Here is a 15,755-nt window from a genome sequence, read left to right as displayed (position 1 = left end):
GCTATTCTCCGGAGAAATATACACAAGAGGCCGGCAGAGCCGGCCCCATGTCATCCTGCCAGGAAATCAGGCAAGCCCGGCGAACTGCTTGGCCGCCTGGACAGTATTCTTCATCAGCATGGTAATGGTCATGGGACCGACGCCCCCGGGGACAGGAGTGATGGCGGCAGCCTTTTCCTTGACAGAGTCGAACTCCACATCGCCGGCGAGGATTGCCTTGCCCGACTCGGACATGCCGACCCGGTTCACACCCACATCAATAACTACTACGCCTTCCTTGACCTGGTCTCCCTTGATCATGTTGGCCACTCCGGCAGCCACGATCAGGATATCGGCCCGCTTGGTGTGGAAAGTCATGTCCCTGGTCCGGGTATGACACAGGGTCACGGTGGCATTGCCGCCCTCACGCTTCTGGAGCATCAGGTTGGCCACCGGCTTACCGACGATATTGGAACGACCGACCACCACGACCTCGGCGCCCGAAGTCTCCACCCCGGCCCGGGTCAGCAGCTCAAGCACTCCGTGGGGGGTGCAGGGCAGAAAACACTGCTCGCCCAGCACCATCTTGCCTACGTTAACAGGATGAAAACCATCCACGTCCTTGTCCGGGTCAATGGCATAGAGGACCTTGGACTCGTCGATGTGCTTGGGCAGCGGAAGCTGTACGAGAATTCCATGGATCTTGTCGTCGTTATTGTATTTATCCACCAGGGAAAGCAACTCTTCCTCGCTGGTTTCGGCGGGCAGGGTCACCTGTTCGGAGTGGATACCGAGCGCATGGGCGGTCTTGTTCTTGGCAGCCACGTAGGACTGGGAAGCAGGGTCTTCGCCGACCAGTATGGTTACAAGACCTGGAACCACATTATGTTTTTCCTTGAGCTCGGCCACTTCGGCCTTGAGCTCTTCCCGGATTTCTTTTGCTGTTTCTGTGCCACTGATAATCTTCGCGCTCATATAAACTCCTTCGGTTTACCTGTGTTTTTTTTGCAGGTATAGCGGTGTGCCGCCTGCGCACAAATAGCACCGTCAGGGTATAGTTATCCTGCCGGCAACCAATATCTTAACAATTTTTTTTGGAACGGGAATGGATGATAAGGATTCTCAGGGTAACAGAATTATAGAGATTTATCAAGCAGAAAGTACGAACATGCCTGTACAAGAGGCTGAATCGCCGCTCAGCGATGATCATACCATGTGGGTGTTGGGCTGGATAATCGGGGGGCAAAACCAGGCCGGAACGATCCGCTCTCCGGCTTGTTTTCCAGGGGTGCAAAAGCTGTCTCAGAAACCTGCCGGACAGACCTTTTTGGATCTCAAGCGGTTTCTGTGAGCAGCTCCAGCAACGCGGTCTGGCGCTTATTGGATTCCCTGTTAGCCACCGCCATGGCCAGGGCCTGCCGGGAGCCGACAAAGATGGCCAGCTTTTTCGCCCGGGTGAGCCCTGTATAGAGCAGGTTGCGATAGAGCATGCGGAAATGCTGGGTGACCACCGGCAGAATCACCACATCGAACTCGGAGCCCTGGGCCTTGTGCACGGTAATGGCATAGGCCAGGTCCAGTTCGCCTATCTGTTCCCGCCGGTAGGTCACCTCCCGCTGATCCGGGGAAAAGGAGACCGTGCAGGTGAGGTTTTCATTGTCTATGCCGGTGATAACACCGATATCACCGTTGAATACCCCGAGCTCATAGTTGTTGCGCCGGTGGATCACCCGGTCTCCGGTGCGAAATGTCCTTTCCCCCACCAGGAGCTCCGGCCTGTCAGGGGCCGGCGGGTTTACCGTCTGCTGGATGGTCCTGTTCAGGCTGGCCGCACCCAGACTGCCACGGATCATCGGACAGAGAATCTGCACTTCGCGACCCGGGTGGTACTTGGGGATCCACTGGGCATAGAGTCGGCGCACCACGTCCACAGCGGTCAGGCCGTAGTAGAGAGAGGACCATGGATGAACCTTTTTCAGCACAGCCCGGAGCTGCTCCGCTGCAGAGTCGGCTGTTACCAGCCGCTCCAGGCTGACGTGGCTGAACTGTTCCGGTATCTGCAGACCATACCCGCGGCCTGTGGGCGTCTCCGCTCTATCAAAACCATACACATCCTGGTCACTTTGCCCTTCGCGTTCCCGGATGGTTTGATACTGCTGCCGGACCCTGGCAATGAACCGCAGCTGTTGCTGGGTCGCCTCCTCGGAATCGATGAAAAAACAGTCGGATTTCTGCCAGACATCCGGGTTTTTAAAGGGTGAATCAACCCGCGGCAGGTGACCGTTATTGATATCGTGGGCAAACTCAATGATCCGGGATCTCCTGGCCTGGCGGAAGATCGTGGTCAGCCTGAAACAGGGAATCCGGCCCGAGCCAATCAGGTCCCGTAATACATTCCCCGCTCCCACCGACGGCAGCTGGTCGGCATCGCCGATGAGTATCAGGCTTGTCTCTTCGCCCACCGCCCTCAGGAGCGAGGCCATGAGGCTGATATCAAGCATGGAACACTCATCGACAATCAATACATCGGTGTCCAGGGGATTGTCCTCGTTTCGTTTGAAGCCGGTGCCCTGGAATTCCAGCAGCCGATGTATGGTTTTCGCTTCCGCGCCGATCACCTCGCCCATTCGCTGGGCAGCCCGGCCGGTAGGCGCGGCCAGCATGACCCGGCGGCCCAGGAACCCGAAGAGCTCCACCAGAGTCCTGGTGGTGGTGGTTTTGCCGCAGCCGGGTCCGCCGGTCAGGATGGCGCAATGGCAACCGGCCATGGATTCCACGGCCCGGGCCTGCTGCGCGCTGAGCTTAATCCCGGTTTCCCGGCTCCTTTTCCCGAGCCATTCCCTGATCCGGCGGGTTTCCACCGGGATTTCCCTGGTCATCCGGCCAAGCCGCGTGGCGACGTACTCCTCCTCATGGTAGAGGGTCCGGGAGTAATAGCAGGGACGCACCTGCCCGGAGCTGTCGGCCAGGTGACGGACACAGAGACTTTTTTCCTGTTCCATGGTCTGCAGATGCGAGGCGATCTGGAGGCTCAGGTCCTGGCCCAGCAACTCACCCACCTGGGAGGTTATCTGCTCCAGGGTCAGGTAACAGTGCCCCTGTTCTCTACTGGCCGAGAGGACATGGCGTATGGCGGCCTGGATACGCAGGGGACTGTCCGGGGCAAAACCAAGCGAAAGGGCCACTCTGTCGGCGGAAAAAAAGCCGATGCCATAAAAATCCCGGGCCAGCCGGTAGGGATTTTCCGAGACCAGGGCTATGGCCCGATCGCCATACTCCCTGTAGATACGGACCGCGAACAGGGTGGATATCCCGTGGGACTGCAGAAACATCATCACGTCGCGGATGGCCCGGTGTTCCTGCCAGGCCCGGGTTATGGAGCGCAGCTTCTTCTCGGCAATGCCTTCCACCTCGGTGAGACGCTCGATCTGGTGTTCAAAAACATCCAGGGTTTCGCGGCCGAAATGGCGGACAATGCGGCGGGCGGTCTTGGGCCCCACCCCCTTGATCAGGCCGGAGCCCAGGTATTTTTCCAGGGCGGCGGCCGAGGAGGGTTTAAGCTCCGTGGCCTGTTCGGCCCTGAACTGCCGGCCGAACCTGGGATGCTCGGTCCAGGCCCCCTTGAATTCCATGGTGGCTCCGGCAAAGACCCGGGTCTGATGGACCGTGACCGTGACCAGGTCCGCGGGTCCGTCAAAGGGACGTACCCTGAGCACGGACCAGCCGTTTTGCGGGTTGTGAAAGGTGACCCGTTCGACGACTCCACGCAGTTTTTCTTCGATCCGTTTTTTTTCCACGCGGTCAGCGGGCCCCTGATCCTTTGAGTATGGCAGGCAGAAAAAGCGCCCATGGAAAACGCCTGACCTGGAGCCGCACGGTGACCTGGCTGTCATCGGGATCAGTGGACGGGATGATAAAGCTGTCCTGCCAGGAATCGGTGGCCGTGAGGGGGGCATAGCGGACAGTCAGACTGCAGGAGGTATCGGTCGCCAGGACCTGGCCGGAACAGGTATCTGTCTGGAGGGTGAATGGGGGAGCCAGGGAATCACCCATGCCGATGGTCCCTATCTGCAGGTCCGTAAGGCCCAGATTTCCGATGGCGACGCTCAGGTCACTGGTCTGGCCGGGCAGAAGTTTTGGAAAGGAGAGATAGGTAGGAGTCACCGTGATCCACGGAGCGGTGGACTGGCCTGTTGCGCTGAGTACCATGGTAAACTCCGGCTCCACCGGGTCGTTGCTGAATACGGTGAAGGAGCTGTCATAGAGACCAGGCGCGGTCGGGGTACATCCGATCCAGACGATGCAGTGCTCGCCGGCGGCGATACTCTGGTTGCTGCAGTTATCCTCAACGATGGAGAACGGTGCGTCCGGATTGCTGATCTGGCCGATTTCCAGGTTACCGGTGCCGTTGTTACTCAGGTAGAGGGCAAAATTGGCATTGGTTCCCACTTCCAGGGAACCGAAATCATGGCTCCTGGCCGAGGGAAGCAGAGCCGGGAGCACCGAACTCCGGTAGCCGGCCACCACCAGCCTGGTCTGTTCGATGGTGGCAGCATTGTCGGCTGCATCGGCCAGACCGGCCGGCACACCGGTGGCCACCCCCTCATACAATACATCGGGATTGGAAAAATAGTTGATCTGCGCGCAGCCACCGACACAGTCATAGGCCATGATGGTCCTGTAGCCCACTCCTCCGGCCTCGAACTGGTACCCGTAGGAATAGGGATAGATACCGCCGGAAGCGGCATGGTCCCGGTCGTGAGCGCATCCCAGGTTATGCCCCAACTCATGGACATAGGTCAGGTCATCGCAATAGCTGCCCTGGTACGAACCATCGGCGACCACGGCATAGGCATAACCGGGATCATTGCCGGTCATCAGCCAGGCGAGCCCGCAGTATTCGCCGACAAAGGAGCGGAGCAGGGTCACCTGATCGGCCCCGTACTGGGTCCGGAGCGTCTCCACATCAGCAAACACTCCGTTGTTGCCGGTCAGATCATCCAGAGCAACGCTCGTCGGGACATCATCCCCATAGCTCACCTCCTGGCTGTAGACGAGGCGTAAGTGGGTGTTGATATTACTGTTTATGTAACTGTCGTTGGCGACATCGATGAGATACTGGATCCGGCTCTGGATGAGATCCGTGGTCACATAGTCTGTTGCCAGACCACTGGTATAGAGAACCATGACATCGATCACACTGGTGTCATCGGCCACGGCAGCCGCGGTGGCCGGCAGCGACAGAGCGGCCGAAGGCGCCGGTGCACTCGGCGGCGTCAGGACATCATCTCCAAGGGGAACTTTCTGCGATGGGTCGCGCTCCTCGATCACGCACTCACCGGTATCCGGATCCGGCCGATAATAAAACTCCCGGCCGTCCACCAGGGCCCTGCCGAAAAAATGGTCCCTGCCAATGGTCAACAGGACCCGGATGCGGCCGGTGGGATCTGTACCGACCCAGGTCGAACTGTCTTTGCGCCGCGATATTCTCTTGCGCTTAAGGGTGACATCCTCTCCGGCCACATGGAAGAGTACGGTGTCGGCCTGACCAAGGAGCAGCTGCCTGAGGACCTCCAGGTTGACCCCCATCCGTTTCTTTTGCGATCCGGCGGTGCCGCTGCGGGCAGCCTTCTGCGGCGATTTGAGCTCTCGAAGCAGGCTTGGTGGCTGGGGTTGGCCAGCGAGGCCGGAAACAACATGGAGGGGACAGAGCAGAAAGACAAAGACCCCGCAGAGGACAACGAGGGACACACGAAGATCTGGGTGCATGATTTTACGCCTCATCCGTGATGCGCATCCGGCGCTTCACCAGAGTTTATATGAAAGTCTCGTCCCACCCTCCAGGGGGAAAACAGCCTTCATGTTTCGTTGTGCAGGCCGTGGGAACCTGCATGGGTATTAATATGAAAGTCTCGTCCCACCCTCCAGGGGGACAACAGCTTTCATGTTACGTTGTGCAGGCCGTGGGAACCTGCATGGGTGTTATATAGAAAAGAGAACAACTCCCAGCAGAGAATGGCTCTCCTTTTCTATCTTGTATTTTCATCTGGAGTGTCTATTATAGGAGTAAATGGTTTTTTGGGCAAAATTTTTCATGGATCCGGGCGAGCTGGAGAAACGAGCAGCCCGCACGGAGCACACGGAGCACCGGGCCGCTTCTCCGTCCGGGACGCCATCCGTTCTCCAGGTCCCGGGTCATTTCTCAGCCGGACGAAAAAGAGGCAACACGTTCCATGATGAGTTTTATTGAGGGGGTGCTCTGGCTGACTCTCAACATCTACCACGAGGCACGCAGTGAGCCGCAGATCGGCAAACTGGCCGTGGCCCATGTGACCCTGAACCGGGCCCTGGAAAAAAACCAGAGTGTCGAGGAGGTGGTCACCGCGCCCTACCAGTTCAGCTGGACCTTCACCAAGAACTCCTATCTACCCAGAGAACCTGAGGCTTTCAAGGAATGTTTCCGCACAGCCCTCAAGGCCATGATCAGCCCTGATTTCACCAACGGAGCCACCTATTATCACCGCAAGGACATTCATCCCGCCTGGGCCGACAGCCTGACCTATGTCGCCCAGTGGGGCGACCATAAATTTTACCGACGCTGATTCGGTTCAGTTGTCCTGACCCGGTCCGATGGCGCACCCCTGCACGACTTTGCAACTGTCACAACGTGGCCGTGAAAATCCTTTTGCGTTGGAAGGGATTCTCAACCATGGTATACTCCCACATTTCCCCGCAGCCTGTGGCGTGTCAGAAAGGTTTGCCGGTTCCGGGGCATCCACGCTCTGTCTCTGCCGTCCATACAGCCGGCTTTCTGCAATCCCGAATACATGAAGATGACAGCACCTCAAGACTCTGCCCCCTCCATGTCACTGTGCTGGCACGAAGGGGTCAACAAGATCTATGACCGGCTTTTCAGCACCACGGACCTTGAGGGTCGGCTCAAAATAATCTGTGACGGGGTTGTTTCAGTTTTCGGAGCTGACTTCTGCCGTATCTGGATGATCAAGCAGGGGGACCGGTGTGGTGACAACTGCCCCCACGCCACTTCAAACGATCCCCGTCATCTCTGCCGCTACCGGGACCGCTGCCTGCATCTGGTTGCCAGCAGCGGTCGCTATACCCATCTCGACGGTTTTCACGGACGGGTGCCCTACGATTGTTACAAGATAGGCCGGATCGCCTCGGGCAAGGAAGCTACCTTTCTCACCAACGAGGTCACCTCCGACCCCAGGGTTCATAACCACCAGTGGGCTGCCCGACTCGGTCTGGTGGCCTTTGCCGGCTACCAGCTGCGTGATAACAACGGCAGGGTCAACGGGGTCCTGGCCTTTTTCGCTGATCACCGGATCACCGCGGAACAGCACGCCATTGTCGAGAACCTGGCCAACTCCACGGCCCAGGTTATCCAGGTCAGCCTGCACCAGGAAGAGCTCGAGGAAAAGGTCCGCCAGCGAACCGCCGAGCTGCTGGTCACCAATTCGGAGCTACGGCGGGAAATCGCCCGGAAAAAACAGGTCCAGCAGGCCTTGGTAGCCAGTGAACACCGGTTTCGCTCCCTGGTCCGTGATCTTCCCAATATCGCGGTCCAGGGATTTGATCGCAGTAAAACGGTGGTGTTCTGGAACCGGGCCAGCGAGAAACTGTTTGGTTTCCGCCCCGAGGAATCTCTGGGCAGGAAAATCGATTCGCTGATCCTCTTTGACAGCCGGCGCCCCCTGTTCCGGAAAGATCTTGAAGCGTGGATCCGTCAGGAACGGACCATGCCTTCCGGCGAAACGGTCCTCCGAGACAAAAAAGGATTCCCGGTACCGGTCTATGCCAGTTACGTGGCCCTGACCAACAGTCAGGGGGAAAAGGAATTCTATTCCATTCATATCGATCTGACCGAGATTAAAAAGGCCAGGGAAGCGTCGCGTAAAAGTGAACTCCGCTACCGGGAACTCTTTGATCACATGAAGAGTGGGGTTGCCGTGTTACGTGCCGTTGAAGAGGGCCAGGACTTCGTGTTCCTGGATTTCAACCGGGCAGCCGAACAGATCGAAGGCATCAGCCGGGAACAGATTCTTGGCCGCCGGATGAGCAGGATGTTCCCTGAAACCGTCTCGTCGGGCCTGTTGGAAATCGTTCGCCAGGTGTGGAAAGATGGTGAACCGCGCTACCATCCGGTGGTGGTCTCCCGGAATGACACCATCCTCAGCTGGCGGGAAAACAGTGTCTATAAACTGCCCTCCGGTGAAGTTGTTGTCCTTTATGATGATCTTACCCGGGAAAAACGGATGGAGTCGGAAAAGGAGGCCATGGCCAGAAAGCTTCGCCGGTCCCGAAAAATGGAAGCCATCGGCCTGATGGCCGGCGGGGTGGCCCATGATCTCAACAATATTCTGTCCGGTATTGTCAGCTATCCCGAACTTCTGCTGCGCCAGATTCCGGAAAACAGCTCCCTGCAGAGGCCTCTCGAGGTCATCAACGAGTCCGGCCTGCGGGCCGCCGCCATTGTTGCCGATCTGCTGACCGTTGCCAGGGGCGCGGCCAGCAGAAAGGAACCCGCCTCCCTTAACAGCCTGATCACCCGCTATCTCCAGTCGGCCGAACACAGCCAGTGCATGAAGGCCAACCCCGGCGTTGTCTTTGCCACCAGGTTGCGGCCGGAAATCCCCCCAATCCGCTGCTCGCCGGTCCATATCAGAAAAATCCTGATGAACCTGGCCTACAACGGAGCCGAGGCCATAGATGGTCCAGGACGGGTGGAGATCGCCACCGACACCGGGCGGCTGGACCAGAGCAGTCAGACCCGTAATCCTCTGCCGGCCGGCGAATACGCTATCCTCACTGTTCGGGACACCGGGCCGGGGATGAGCGCCCAGGATGTGGAGCGCATCTTTGAGCCCTTTTACACAACAAAGACCGGGGGGCGAAGCGGAACAGGACTGGGGCTGACAATTGTCTGGAATGCGGTCCAGGACCATGGCGGGCATATCGACGTGGCTACCGGTCCGGACGGGACCCAGTTCACCATCTATTTTCCGGTTACCGACGAGCTCCCGGAAAAACCGCGCAGTACAGTGGATCTGGACCTGCTGACCGGTAACGGAGAGACCATACTCATCGTTGACGACGAACCGACCCAGCGGGAGATCGCCTGTCACATGCTCGAACACCTGGGCTACCGGCCGGTGGCCGTGGCCTGCGGCGAAGAGGCGGTGGCCCATATACGTAATCACCGGGTAGACCTGGTTCTCCTTGACATGATCATGGAACCAGGACTGAGTGGACGGGAGACCTACGAACGGATCATTGAGATCAGAAAGGATCAGCGGGCCATCATCGCCACGGGTTTTGCAACCTCATCCGAGGTGGAGAAAGTCTTTGAGGCCGGGGCGGCCATGCTGGTGAAAAAACCCTACACACTGGAACAGCTTGGCCAGGCCATCCGCGAGGAGCTTGGCCGGGCTGACTGAACCTGTCCCCCGTCCTGGCCACGGCGAGGGTTCCGGGGAGTCTGGCCTTAAAAACGAACCTGGGGCGCCTGCTGTTCTTCCGCCGGTGGTTCGAAATAGGGCGCCGCCTCCACCCCGGCGAGGGCAGCGAAAAACCGACCGACAACCGTTCGCCGGTAGGTGTTGAGCCGGCGAACCGCCTCGTTGTAGCGCCTCCGTTCAACCGCGATCCGGTTTTCCGTCCCTTCCAGGCTGTCCTGCAGCCGCAGGAAGGATTCGCTGGCCTTGAGCTGGGGGTAGTTTTCCTTGAGCATCAGCAGCCGGGAGAGAGCCCGTTCGAAATCACCGGCGGCCTTCACCTTTTCCGGTACCGAGCCGGCGCTGAAATACCTGGTCCGGGCCCGGGCCAGATTTTCAAAAATCTCCTTTTCATGCCTGGCATAGCCCTTGGTTGTCTCCACCAGGTTGGGTATCAGGTCAAAACGGCGCTTGAGCTGATTTTCCACCTGGGCCCACTGGGCCTTGACCTGTTCGTCCATGGCCACCACCTTGTTGTACTGTCCCATTCCCCACAGAACAAGGCCCAGGACCAGGGCAAAGGTCACGCCAAAGATAATCAGAAAGGTCTTCAATCCATTACTCATGATGTCATATCTCCTGCATGTGCAATCTCTCTACGTCCAGAATCCGTCCGGAGCACCCCCTGACGACGACGTCATGGTGGATTTTCCCGAAACTCACTGGGCCGGCGGCACGGAAAAACGAAAAATGGCTACCAGCCGCCGGAGGCCCCACCGCCGCCGAAACCTCCACCGCCGCCACCGAAGCCACTGCCAAATCCACCACCGAAGCCGTCGCCACCGGACCAGCCGGTGCCTCCCGTATAGATCCAGGGAACCATGGTCCCCCTTCTCCTTTTCCGGTCACGGAACCCGCTGATCATGAATAGAAGGAGGATCAGAAGAAAAACGGGCCCGGCCAGGTCAGGACCTTTTTTCTTTTCAACTCCGGGTCCGGCAGATGTACTGCCGCTGATACTCACCCCGCTGGAACGGGCGATCTCCGCCACCAGGGCCATGGTAGCCGCGGTGATCCCGTCCCGGTATTTTCCCTGGCGGAAATAGGGTACCAGGTAGCGGCGCCCGATGGCCCCTACCCTGGAGTCAGGCAGTATTTCCTCAAGCCCGTAACCGACTTCGAAACGATATTTGCGATCCTTTACCGCCACGGTAAACAGCAGCCCGTTATCCCTGTCCTTCTGACCAAGCTGCCATTTCTCGGCGGTTTCCAGGGAAAAGGAGTTGATATCCTGCCCGTCCAGGGACTGGATGGTCAGAACCACCAGCTGGGCACCTGTCTTCCGCTCCAGTTCAGCCAGTACGTTTTCCAGCTGCTGACGGGTCGCGGAGTCGAGAAGAGCGGCCAGGTCGACGACCCGGGCCGGCGGCCGCTCCGGAACCGGTGGGGTGACCGCTTCTGTCACCAGGCCCCAGGCCCCGATACCGGAGACGAAAAGGAGCACAAGGACAAATGTCCGCCCCATTTTCTGCAGTTGTCCCATGGCAGCTATTCCCTGTCGTCCAGCTGATCGATAAACAGGGCCAGCTCGCTGGTGGCCCGATAATAACGGTCAAAGCAGGTGGCCAGTTCCTGGCGCGACGGGTGGCCCGTGTCCCGCTTCAGGTCATGGATGATCTCGAAAATCGAGGTGTCCTGGTGGACAATTTCCTTGAGCGAGGCCAGTACCTCCTGGTTGGAGAGGGGGATTTTCAGGCCACTGAGACGGAGCAGGGCCCGGAACAGGGGAAAGTAGCCGGAGATTGACCTGGCCAGCTGCCCGGCCAGCAGATCACTGTCGCCCAGGGACTGGAGATAGCTCTGGTGGAGCCAGAGCAGTTTGGATTTGATTTCCCGTTCACACTGCAGTCGCAGGTCTCTGTCCTGCAGGACAATGGTCTGGAAGATATCCTCGCCTGCCACTGTCAGGTGAATGGCCTGGAAGTTGAGAAACTCGATGGGAAACACGTCCAGGGAACGCTGGATGTACTCCGGAGTCATCAACACCGGCGCCCCGATACGCCTCCCCCGGTATTTCTTCCCCAGGCTGACCAGAAAATCTAGAAGGTTGGTGTTGATTTCCCGGAAGACGCACACCGAGTTGATATCCGAGGTCTCCGGATCAAAATCCACGGTCAGGGCGCTGCCCACCACGTGCATGGACAGAAGGGGCACAGGCGCGTGTTGCCGAACTTCCCTGACAAACTGATCAAAGTCGTCGACAAGATGCGGCTCGACATGTTCCAGGTTCATGGTCTTATTTATGGTATTTTTGCCCACCATTGATGGTACAGGCCCGATAGAGCTGTTCCATGAGAATGAGTCGCGTCATTTCGTGGGTAAAAGTAAGACGGGACAGAGAGATGACCACATCGGCCCGGGCCAGGACCGAGCTGTCCAGCCCGAGATGGCCACCGATAAGAAAGCAGACATTGCGCACCCCGCCATCCTGCCAGGTGCGAACCAACCGGGCCAGTTTTTCCGAATCCGGCTGCGTGCCGCCGGGGTCCAGGGCCACCACCAGACCCTTTGCAGGGCACTGGGCCAGCAGCAGTTCGGCCTCCTTTCTGCGCACGGTCTTGTCCGGACCATTCTTGTCATGGCGCTCGCGGATAAAGACCATGTCCACAGTGACAAAACGGCTAAGCCGGCCGGCATAGTCGCGGATTCCCTGGTCAAGATATTTTTCCCTGGTCTTGCCCAGGAAAGGAAAGATGAATTTCACGTTCAGCAGATAAGGACCCCCTGCCGCTCGAGCAGGGCCTGGAGGATACGGCAGAACTCCTCGTACTCGAGGTCCCTGGTAATGCCGGGACAGGATGCCTTGATGGTTTCGTAATTGTTGCGATCCGAGAGCATGCTCGGATGCAGGGGCCACTGGCCGCAGCGCCAGGGGCGGCCCTCATGCACCGTACAGCCTGCTTCCTCATCATAGAAGATGCAGTGCCCGTCCACGGTCTTCATCTGCACCACGTTACCGGTGACCCGCCAGTACTTCTCCCGGACCTCTTCCCGGGGAAGGCCTAGTTTGTCGACCATGCGTTGCTGGTCTTCCTGGTCCAGGGAGACCGTGGTTTCTCCCTGACAGCAGTAGCCGCACCTGGTGCAGCGGAAAATATCGGATAATCGTGGTACTGTGGAATCGTTTTCTTGCATGATGATCTGCGGGCGCCGGGGCATGGCTGGATGAGAGGACGTATTTATCCCCTGCATGGACGGACCCGCTGCTCCTTGTCTGTTTCGTTGTCTTCACCGGAAAAACATCCCCGGCCTGCACGAAGCCGGGTTGCAGTGGCTCATGCCCCCGGAGGGGCTCTCTTTCACCGCTGCAGGTGCCGCCTCTGGTCAGGCATTACCTATGACATCACCAAATACGGCGATATCAATACCATACCTGCCGGCGGCCAGCTTCCATTTTTCTTCATCCGGAGTATTGAACAAAACGTCAAAGTCGCCGGGCACGGTCAGCCAGCCGTTATCCATGAGCTCTGCTTCCAGTTGGCCTGGAGCCCAGCCGGCATATCCCAGCATGAAGAGGAAATGTTCGGGCCCCTTGCCAAGGGCAATATCGTGCAGCAGACCGGCATCCCGGGAAAGGTGGATTTCCGGGGTTATCTCCAGGGAGAGACGGGATTTTCCGTCCCCGCTGTAGAGTATGAACCCGGCCTCCATTTCCACCGGACCACCCAGGTACACCGGCGGCAGCACCCCCTCTGGAATGGGCATGTTGGCCCCGTGCAGCACATCGAGCAGCGTGATCTCGGGATGCGGGTTATTGATGACCAGGCCCATGGCACCTTCCTCATTATGGGCGCAGATATAGACAACCTGCTCCTGAAAACGCGGATCGGGCATCTGCGGTGTTGAGATGAGAAAATATCCTGTCAGGCTTTCCATGGTGCGCATCCCCTGTTGCCTTGTGGTCTACTTCAATTGTAGCACCGGCGTTCGGTACCAGTCAAGCCGATCCCCTCCTGCTCGGGAGGAAAAGTATTGGGCAATCCCAGACCACCCGGGTATACTTGGATTCTCCACAAACCAGCATGGCTGGACCAGATTCGCCAGCCACAGCGAAACATGAAAGTTGGTCTCTCCGGGATGGAACGCTTTTTTCGTACCTCGCCAGAGACTTTTACCTAGACTATAACCATGGCACATGGCAAGGCAAGGTCCCATCGGCCTGCCGGGAGGAAACATGGGTGACGCACAGTGTACACAGCCGCCTTCGGCCAATCTGAAAAAAGCCCTTCGCTGGGTCAGTGAAATGGTCCAGTCCGACTGCAAAAAAACCAGGGTCCAGCTTATCCGCGAGGCGGAACTCCGTTTTGACCTGACTCCGGTCGAATGCGAGTTTCTCGACCAGAACTTCAGCCGGGAACCCGAAAACTGCTGAGCGGATCAACCTGAAAAGACAGGCAGCTCCACGATCACTTCTGTCCCCTGGCCCGGAACTGAGCGTATCTGGATCGTGCCGCCGTGGTCGGCCATGATCTTCTGGGAAATGGCCAGGCCGATACCGGTTCCCTGGTCCTTGGTGGTAAAGTAGGGATAGAAAACCTGCTGCAGGGTGGCGCTGTCCATGCCGCAGCCCGTATCCCGCACTGTTACCTGGACGGTGGCCCCGTCGTCGCCGGTCTCGGCCCGGACACTGAGATTACCGCCATCGGGCATGGCCTGGACTGCGTTGAGGAAGATATTGATAAAGACCTGCTGCAGTCGGTCCGGATCTCCGGCCACGGTCTTCAGCCCGTCCGGTGCTTCAAAGGTTGCCTCAATGCCGCTTGACGTGATGTCATGTTCCATGAGGCGCATGATCTTGGCAAGCAGCTCCTGCAGGTCCACCGGTCTGGTCTGCGGTGGCATGGGCCGGGCAAAGCTGAGGAGCTCGGAGATGGTTCTGTTCATCCGTTCCACCTCCTTGATCAGCAGATCAGCGGTTTCCTTTTCCCGGCTTCCTTCCCTGAATTTCCCCTTGAGCAGCAGGGCCAGGCCCTTGACCGAACTCAGCGGATTGCGCACCTCGTGCGCCACTCCGGCCGCCATCCTTCCCACCGCAGCCAGCCGTTCATTTTCCCGCATCTCCTGCTCGAGCATCTTGAGCATGGTCAGGTCGGTGAGCAGCAGCACCTGGCCGGTGTATCTGTTTTCATTATCAAAAATCATAATACGGCTGCAGAAAAGGACCACCTCCTTATCGTTGATACGCAGCCTGATCTCCCCGTCCTGGCGGACCTGGGAGGCACAGTGGCCGTCGCGTACTTCCCGGCAGAAGAAGGAGGCCAGCTCCCGGGGCAGGACGTCTCCGGGGCGCTTGTCCTTGGTTTCCCGCTCCTCCCGCCCGATCATGGCGGCAGCGGCCTGGTTCCAGGTCGATACCCTGCCCTTGCTGTCCGTGGCGATGATACCGACCGGTAACCGGGCGATCAGCAGGCTGGTAAAGGCCTGTATCTCCTGCAGGGTGCGCTGGGATACCCGGTATCCCTGGACCGCAGCCAGGGAAAGCCATCCGCCGGTACCGACCATGAGCATGGCCAGTGACATCATCAGGATCTGGAAGCGGAGCCGGCGAAGGGTCTGGTCATAGTCGCGCATGTCCAGGCCAACCACCACGTAATACCGCTTGGAATCAGGACTGAAGTTCTGGCCCGAGTGCTGCTTGAATGGCGAAGGAGGAATGATGGGCCGGTAGGGGGTGAAAGGTCGAACAGCCTCAAAGACCCTTTCCTCTCCCATACCGACAATTTCAAAGACCAGGGAGGACTGGTTTTCCGACTGGCTGGTCGGAGCCGGGGGACGGACAAAGGAAATGGTTGAGCCGGTCAGCTTCTTGTCACTCCAGGCGATAACCCGACCATGCTCGTCGACCACGCCCAGAAACCTGATATCCGGGTCCTCGGCAACGTGATCAATCACCCGTTGCACATAGACTTCCCACGAGTCCGACAGCCAGCCACCCCGACGCAGATCGGACAGGTAGGCGGCCCGGGAACCGGAATGAAGCACGCGCATGAGAGTGGCGGCCTTCTGGAGCATGGAGGTGGTCATGAGCTGTTTTTCGCGCCGAATATTACTGAGCGCAAAGGTCACGACAATAAGAACGAGAAGCCCTGTGGCCGCAGCAAGCAGCCATGGAGAGACATAGAGCAGACGTGGACGGGTAAAGAGTTTCATCAGTTTTGCCTGTAGTCCGCTCATGCAAGATAGTCTCCAGTTGCCATGGTAGGTCGGTGCGAAGGAAAAGACCGCTGCTCCGTGGCTCAGATGCGGCCCAGCCATCCCGTG

The 15,755-nt window shown here is 58.5% G+C and carries 14 protein-coding genes; 4 read left to right on the top strand and 10 right to left on the bottom strand.

The window, feature by feature from the left end; translation table 11 throughout:
- Positions 1–66: 66 nt before the first annotated feature.
- The gene (gene folD, locus GF1_RS07030) at positions 67–954 is read right to left on the bottom strand and encodes a bifunctional methylenetetrahydrofolate dehydrogenase/methenyltetrahydrofolate cyclohydrolase FolD (protein WP_267928919.1); all 888 of its coding nucleotides are present in this window, start codon (positions 952–954) and stop codon (positions 67–69) included.
- A gap of 130 nt (positions 955–1,084) precedes the next feature.
- Here folD and GF1_RS07025 point away from each other — a divergent pair, with 130 nt between their 5' ends.
- The gene (locus GF1_RS07025) at positions 1,085–1,330 is read left to right on the top strand and encodes a hypothetical protein (protein WP_267928918.1); all 246 of its coding nucleotides are present in this window, start codon (positions 1,085–1,087) and stop codon (positions 1,328–1,330) included.
- Here GF1_RS07025 and recD2 read toward each other — a convergent pair.
- Together recD2 and GF1_RS07015 are read right to left on the bottom strand one after the other, a co-directional pair.
- Positions 1,314–3,776 carry an SF1B family DNA helicase RecD2 gene (recD2, locus tag GF1_RS07020; RefSeq protein ID WP_267928917.1) on the bottom strand — a complete coding sequence of 821 codons (2,463 nt, stop codon included), beginning with the start codon at positions 3,774–3,776 and terminating at the stop codon, positions 1,314–1,316. The two genes, GF1_RS07025 and recD2, sit on opposite strands and share 17 nt — an antisense overlap.
- Before the next feature lie 4 nt (positions 3,777–3,780).
- Positions 3,781–5,748: a reprolysin-like metallopeptidase gene (locus GF1_RS07015; protein ID WP_267928916.1), complete on the bottom strand. Its 1,968-nt coding sequence runs from the start codon at positions 5,746–5,748 to the stop codon at positions 3,781–3,783.
- Positions 5,749–6,212: 464 nt separating this feature from the next.
- On the opposite strand from GF1_RS07015, the gene GF1_RS07010 reads away from it, so the two are divergent.
- Complete coding sequence (locus GF1_RS07010; protein WP_267928915.1) at positions 6,213–6,581, top strand: cell wall hydrolase; 369 nt, start codon at positions 6,213–6,215, stop codon at positions 6,579–6,581.
- Between the two features lie 231 nt (positions 6,582–6,812).
- Positions 6,813–9,437, top strand: a complete 2,625-nt coding sequence (locus GF1_RS07005) for a hybrid sensor histidine kinase/response regulator (RefSeq protein WP_267928914.1) — start codon at positions 6,813–6,815, stop codon at positions 9,435–9,437.
- A 47-nt stretch (positions 9,438–9,484) separates the two neighbouring features.
- Here the strand turns inward: GF1_RS07005 and GF1_RS07000 are convergent, their stop codons facing one another.
- From GF1_RS07000 to GF1_RS06975, 6 genes are all read right to left on the bottom strand, one after another.
- Positions 9,485–10,060: a LemA family protein gene (locus GF1_RS07000; protein WP_267928913.1), complete on the bottom strand. Its 576-nt coding sequence runs from the start codon at positions 10,058–10,060 to the stop codon at positions 9,485–9,487.
- A 128-nt stretch (positions 10,061–10,188) separates the two neighbouring features.
- The gene (locus GF1_RS06995) at positions 10,189–10,977 is read right to left on the bottom strand and encodes a TPM domain-containing protein (RefSeq protein WP_267928912.1); all 789 of its coding nucleotides are present in this window, start codon (positions 10,975–10,977) and stop codon (positions 10,189–10,191) included.
- A 5-nt stretch (positions 10,978–10,982) separates the two neighbouring features.
- Complete coding sequence (locus tag GF1_RS06990) at positions 10,983–11,726, bottom strand: hypothetical protein (protein ID WP_267928911.1); 744 nt, start codon at positions 11,724–11,726, stop codon at positions 10,983–10,985.
- Positions 11,727–11,730: 4 nt separating this feature from the next.
- Entirely contained in the window at positions 11,731–12,198 is a 468-nt protein-coding gene (locus GF1_RS06985) for a 23S rRNA (pseudouridine(1915)-N(3))-methyltransferase RlmH (RefSeq protein ID WP_267928910.1), read from the bottom strand.
- Between the two features lie 2 nt (positions 12,199–12,200).
- Complete coding sequence (locus GF1_RS06980) at positions 12,201–12,629, bottom strand: YkgJ family cysteine cluster protein (RefSeq protein ID WP_267928909.1); 429 nt, start codon at positions 12,627–12,629, stop codon at positions 12,201–12,203.
- A gap of 189 nt (positions 12,630–12,818) precedes the next feature.
- Entirely contained in the window at positions 12,819–13,370 is a 552-nt protein-coding gene (locus GF1_RS06975; RefSeq protein WP_267928908.1) for a YqgE/AlgH family protein, read from the bottom strand.
- A 298-nt stretch (positions 13,371–13,668) separates the two neighbouring features.
- On the opposite strand from GF1_RS06975, the gene GF1_RS06970 reads away from it, so the two are divergent.
- The gene (locus GF1_RS06970; protein WP_267928907.1) at positions 13,669–13,866 is read left to right on the top strand and encodes a hypothetical protein; all 198 of its coding nucleotides are present in this window, start codon (positions 13,669–13,671) and stop codon (positions 13,864–13,866) included.
- Positions 13,867–13,871: 5 nt separating this feature from the next.
- Here GF1_RS06970 and GF1_RS06965 read toward each other — a convergent pair whose 3' ends face one another.
- Positions 13,872–15,668, bottom strand: coding sequence for a two-component system sensor histidine kinase NtrB (locus GF1_RS06965; protein WP_267928906.1), 1,797 nt, complete (start codon positions 15,666–15,668; stop codon positions 13,872–13,874).
- Between the last annotated feature and the right edge of the window lie 87 nt (positions 15,669–15,755).

It is taken from the genome of Desulfolithobacter dissulfuricans, assembly GCF_025998535.1.
GTDB lineage: Bacteria > Desulfobacterota > Desulfobulbia > Desulfobulbales > Desulfobulbaceae > Desulfolithobacter > Desulfolithobacter dissulfuricans.
This window is presented reverse-complemented; position numbering and strand designations above follow the sequence as displayed.

What these genes read in the sequence shown, in the direction of transcription:
- folD (WP_267928919.1), bottom strand. Translation starts at nt 954, where the DNA reads ATGAGCGCGAAGATTATCAGTGGCACAGAAACAGCAAAAGAAATCCGG.
- GF1_RS07025 (WP_267928918.1), top strand. Translation starts at nt 1,085, where the DNA reads ATGGATGATAAGGATTCTCAGGGTAACAGAATTATAGAGATTTATCAA.
- GF1_RS07015 (WP_267928916.1), bottom strand. Translation starts at nt 5,748, where the DNA reads ATGCACCCAGATCTTCGTGTGTCCCTCGTTGTCCTCTGCGGGGTCTTT.
- GF1_RS07010 (WP_267928915.1), top strand. Translation starts at nt 6,213, where the DNA reads ATGATGAGTTTTATTGAGGGGGTGCTCTGGCTGACTCTCAACATCTAC.
- GF1_RS07005 (WP_267928914.1), top strand. Translation starts at nt 6,813, where the DNA reads ATGACAGCACCTCAAGACTCTGCCCCCTCCATGTCACTGTGCTGGCAC.
- GF1_RS07000 (WP_267928913.1), bottom strand. Translation starts at nt 10,060, where the DNA reads ATGAGTAATGGATTGAAGACCTTTCTGATTATCTTTGGCGTGACCTTT.
- GF1_RS06995 (WP_267928912.1), bottom strand. Translation starts at nt 10,977, where the DNA reads ATGGGACAACTGCAGAAAATGGGGCGGACATTTGTCCTTGTGCTCCTT.
- GF1_RS06990 (WP_267928911.1), bottom strand. Translation starts at nt 11,726, where the DNA reads ATGAACCTGGAACATGTCGAGCCGCATCTTGTCGACGACTTTGATCAG.
- GF1_RS06980 (WP_267928909.1), bottom strand. Translation starts at nt 12,629, where the DNA reads ATGCAAGAAAACGATTCCACAGTACCACGATTATCCGATATTTTCCGC.
- GF1_RS06975 (WP_267928908.1), bottom strand. Translation starts at nt 13,370, where the DNA reads ATGGAAAGCCTGACAGGATATTTTCTCATCTCAACACCGCAGATGCCC.
- GF1_RS06970 (WP_267928907.1), top strand. Translation starts at nt 13,669, where the DNA reads ATGGGTGACGCACAGTGTACACAGCCGCCTTCGGCCAATCTGAAAAAA.
- GF1_RS06965 (WP_267928906.1), bottom strand. Translation starts at nt 15,668, where the DNA reads ATGAGCGGACTACAGGCAAAACTGATGAAACTCTTTACCCGTCCACGT.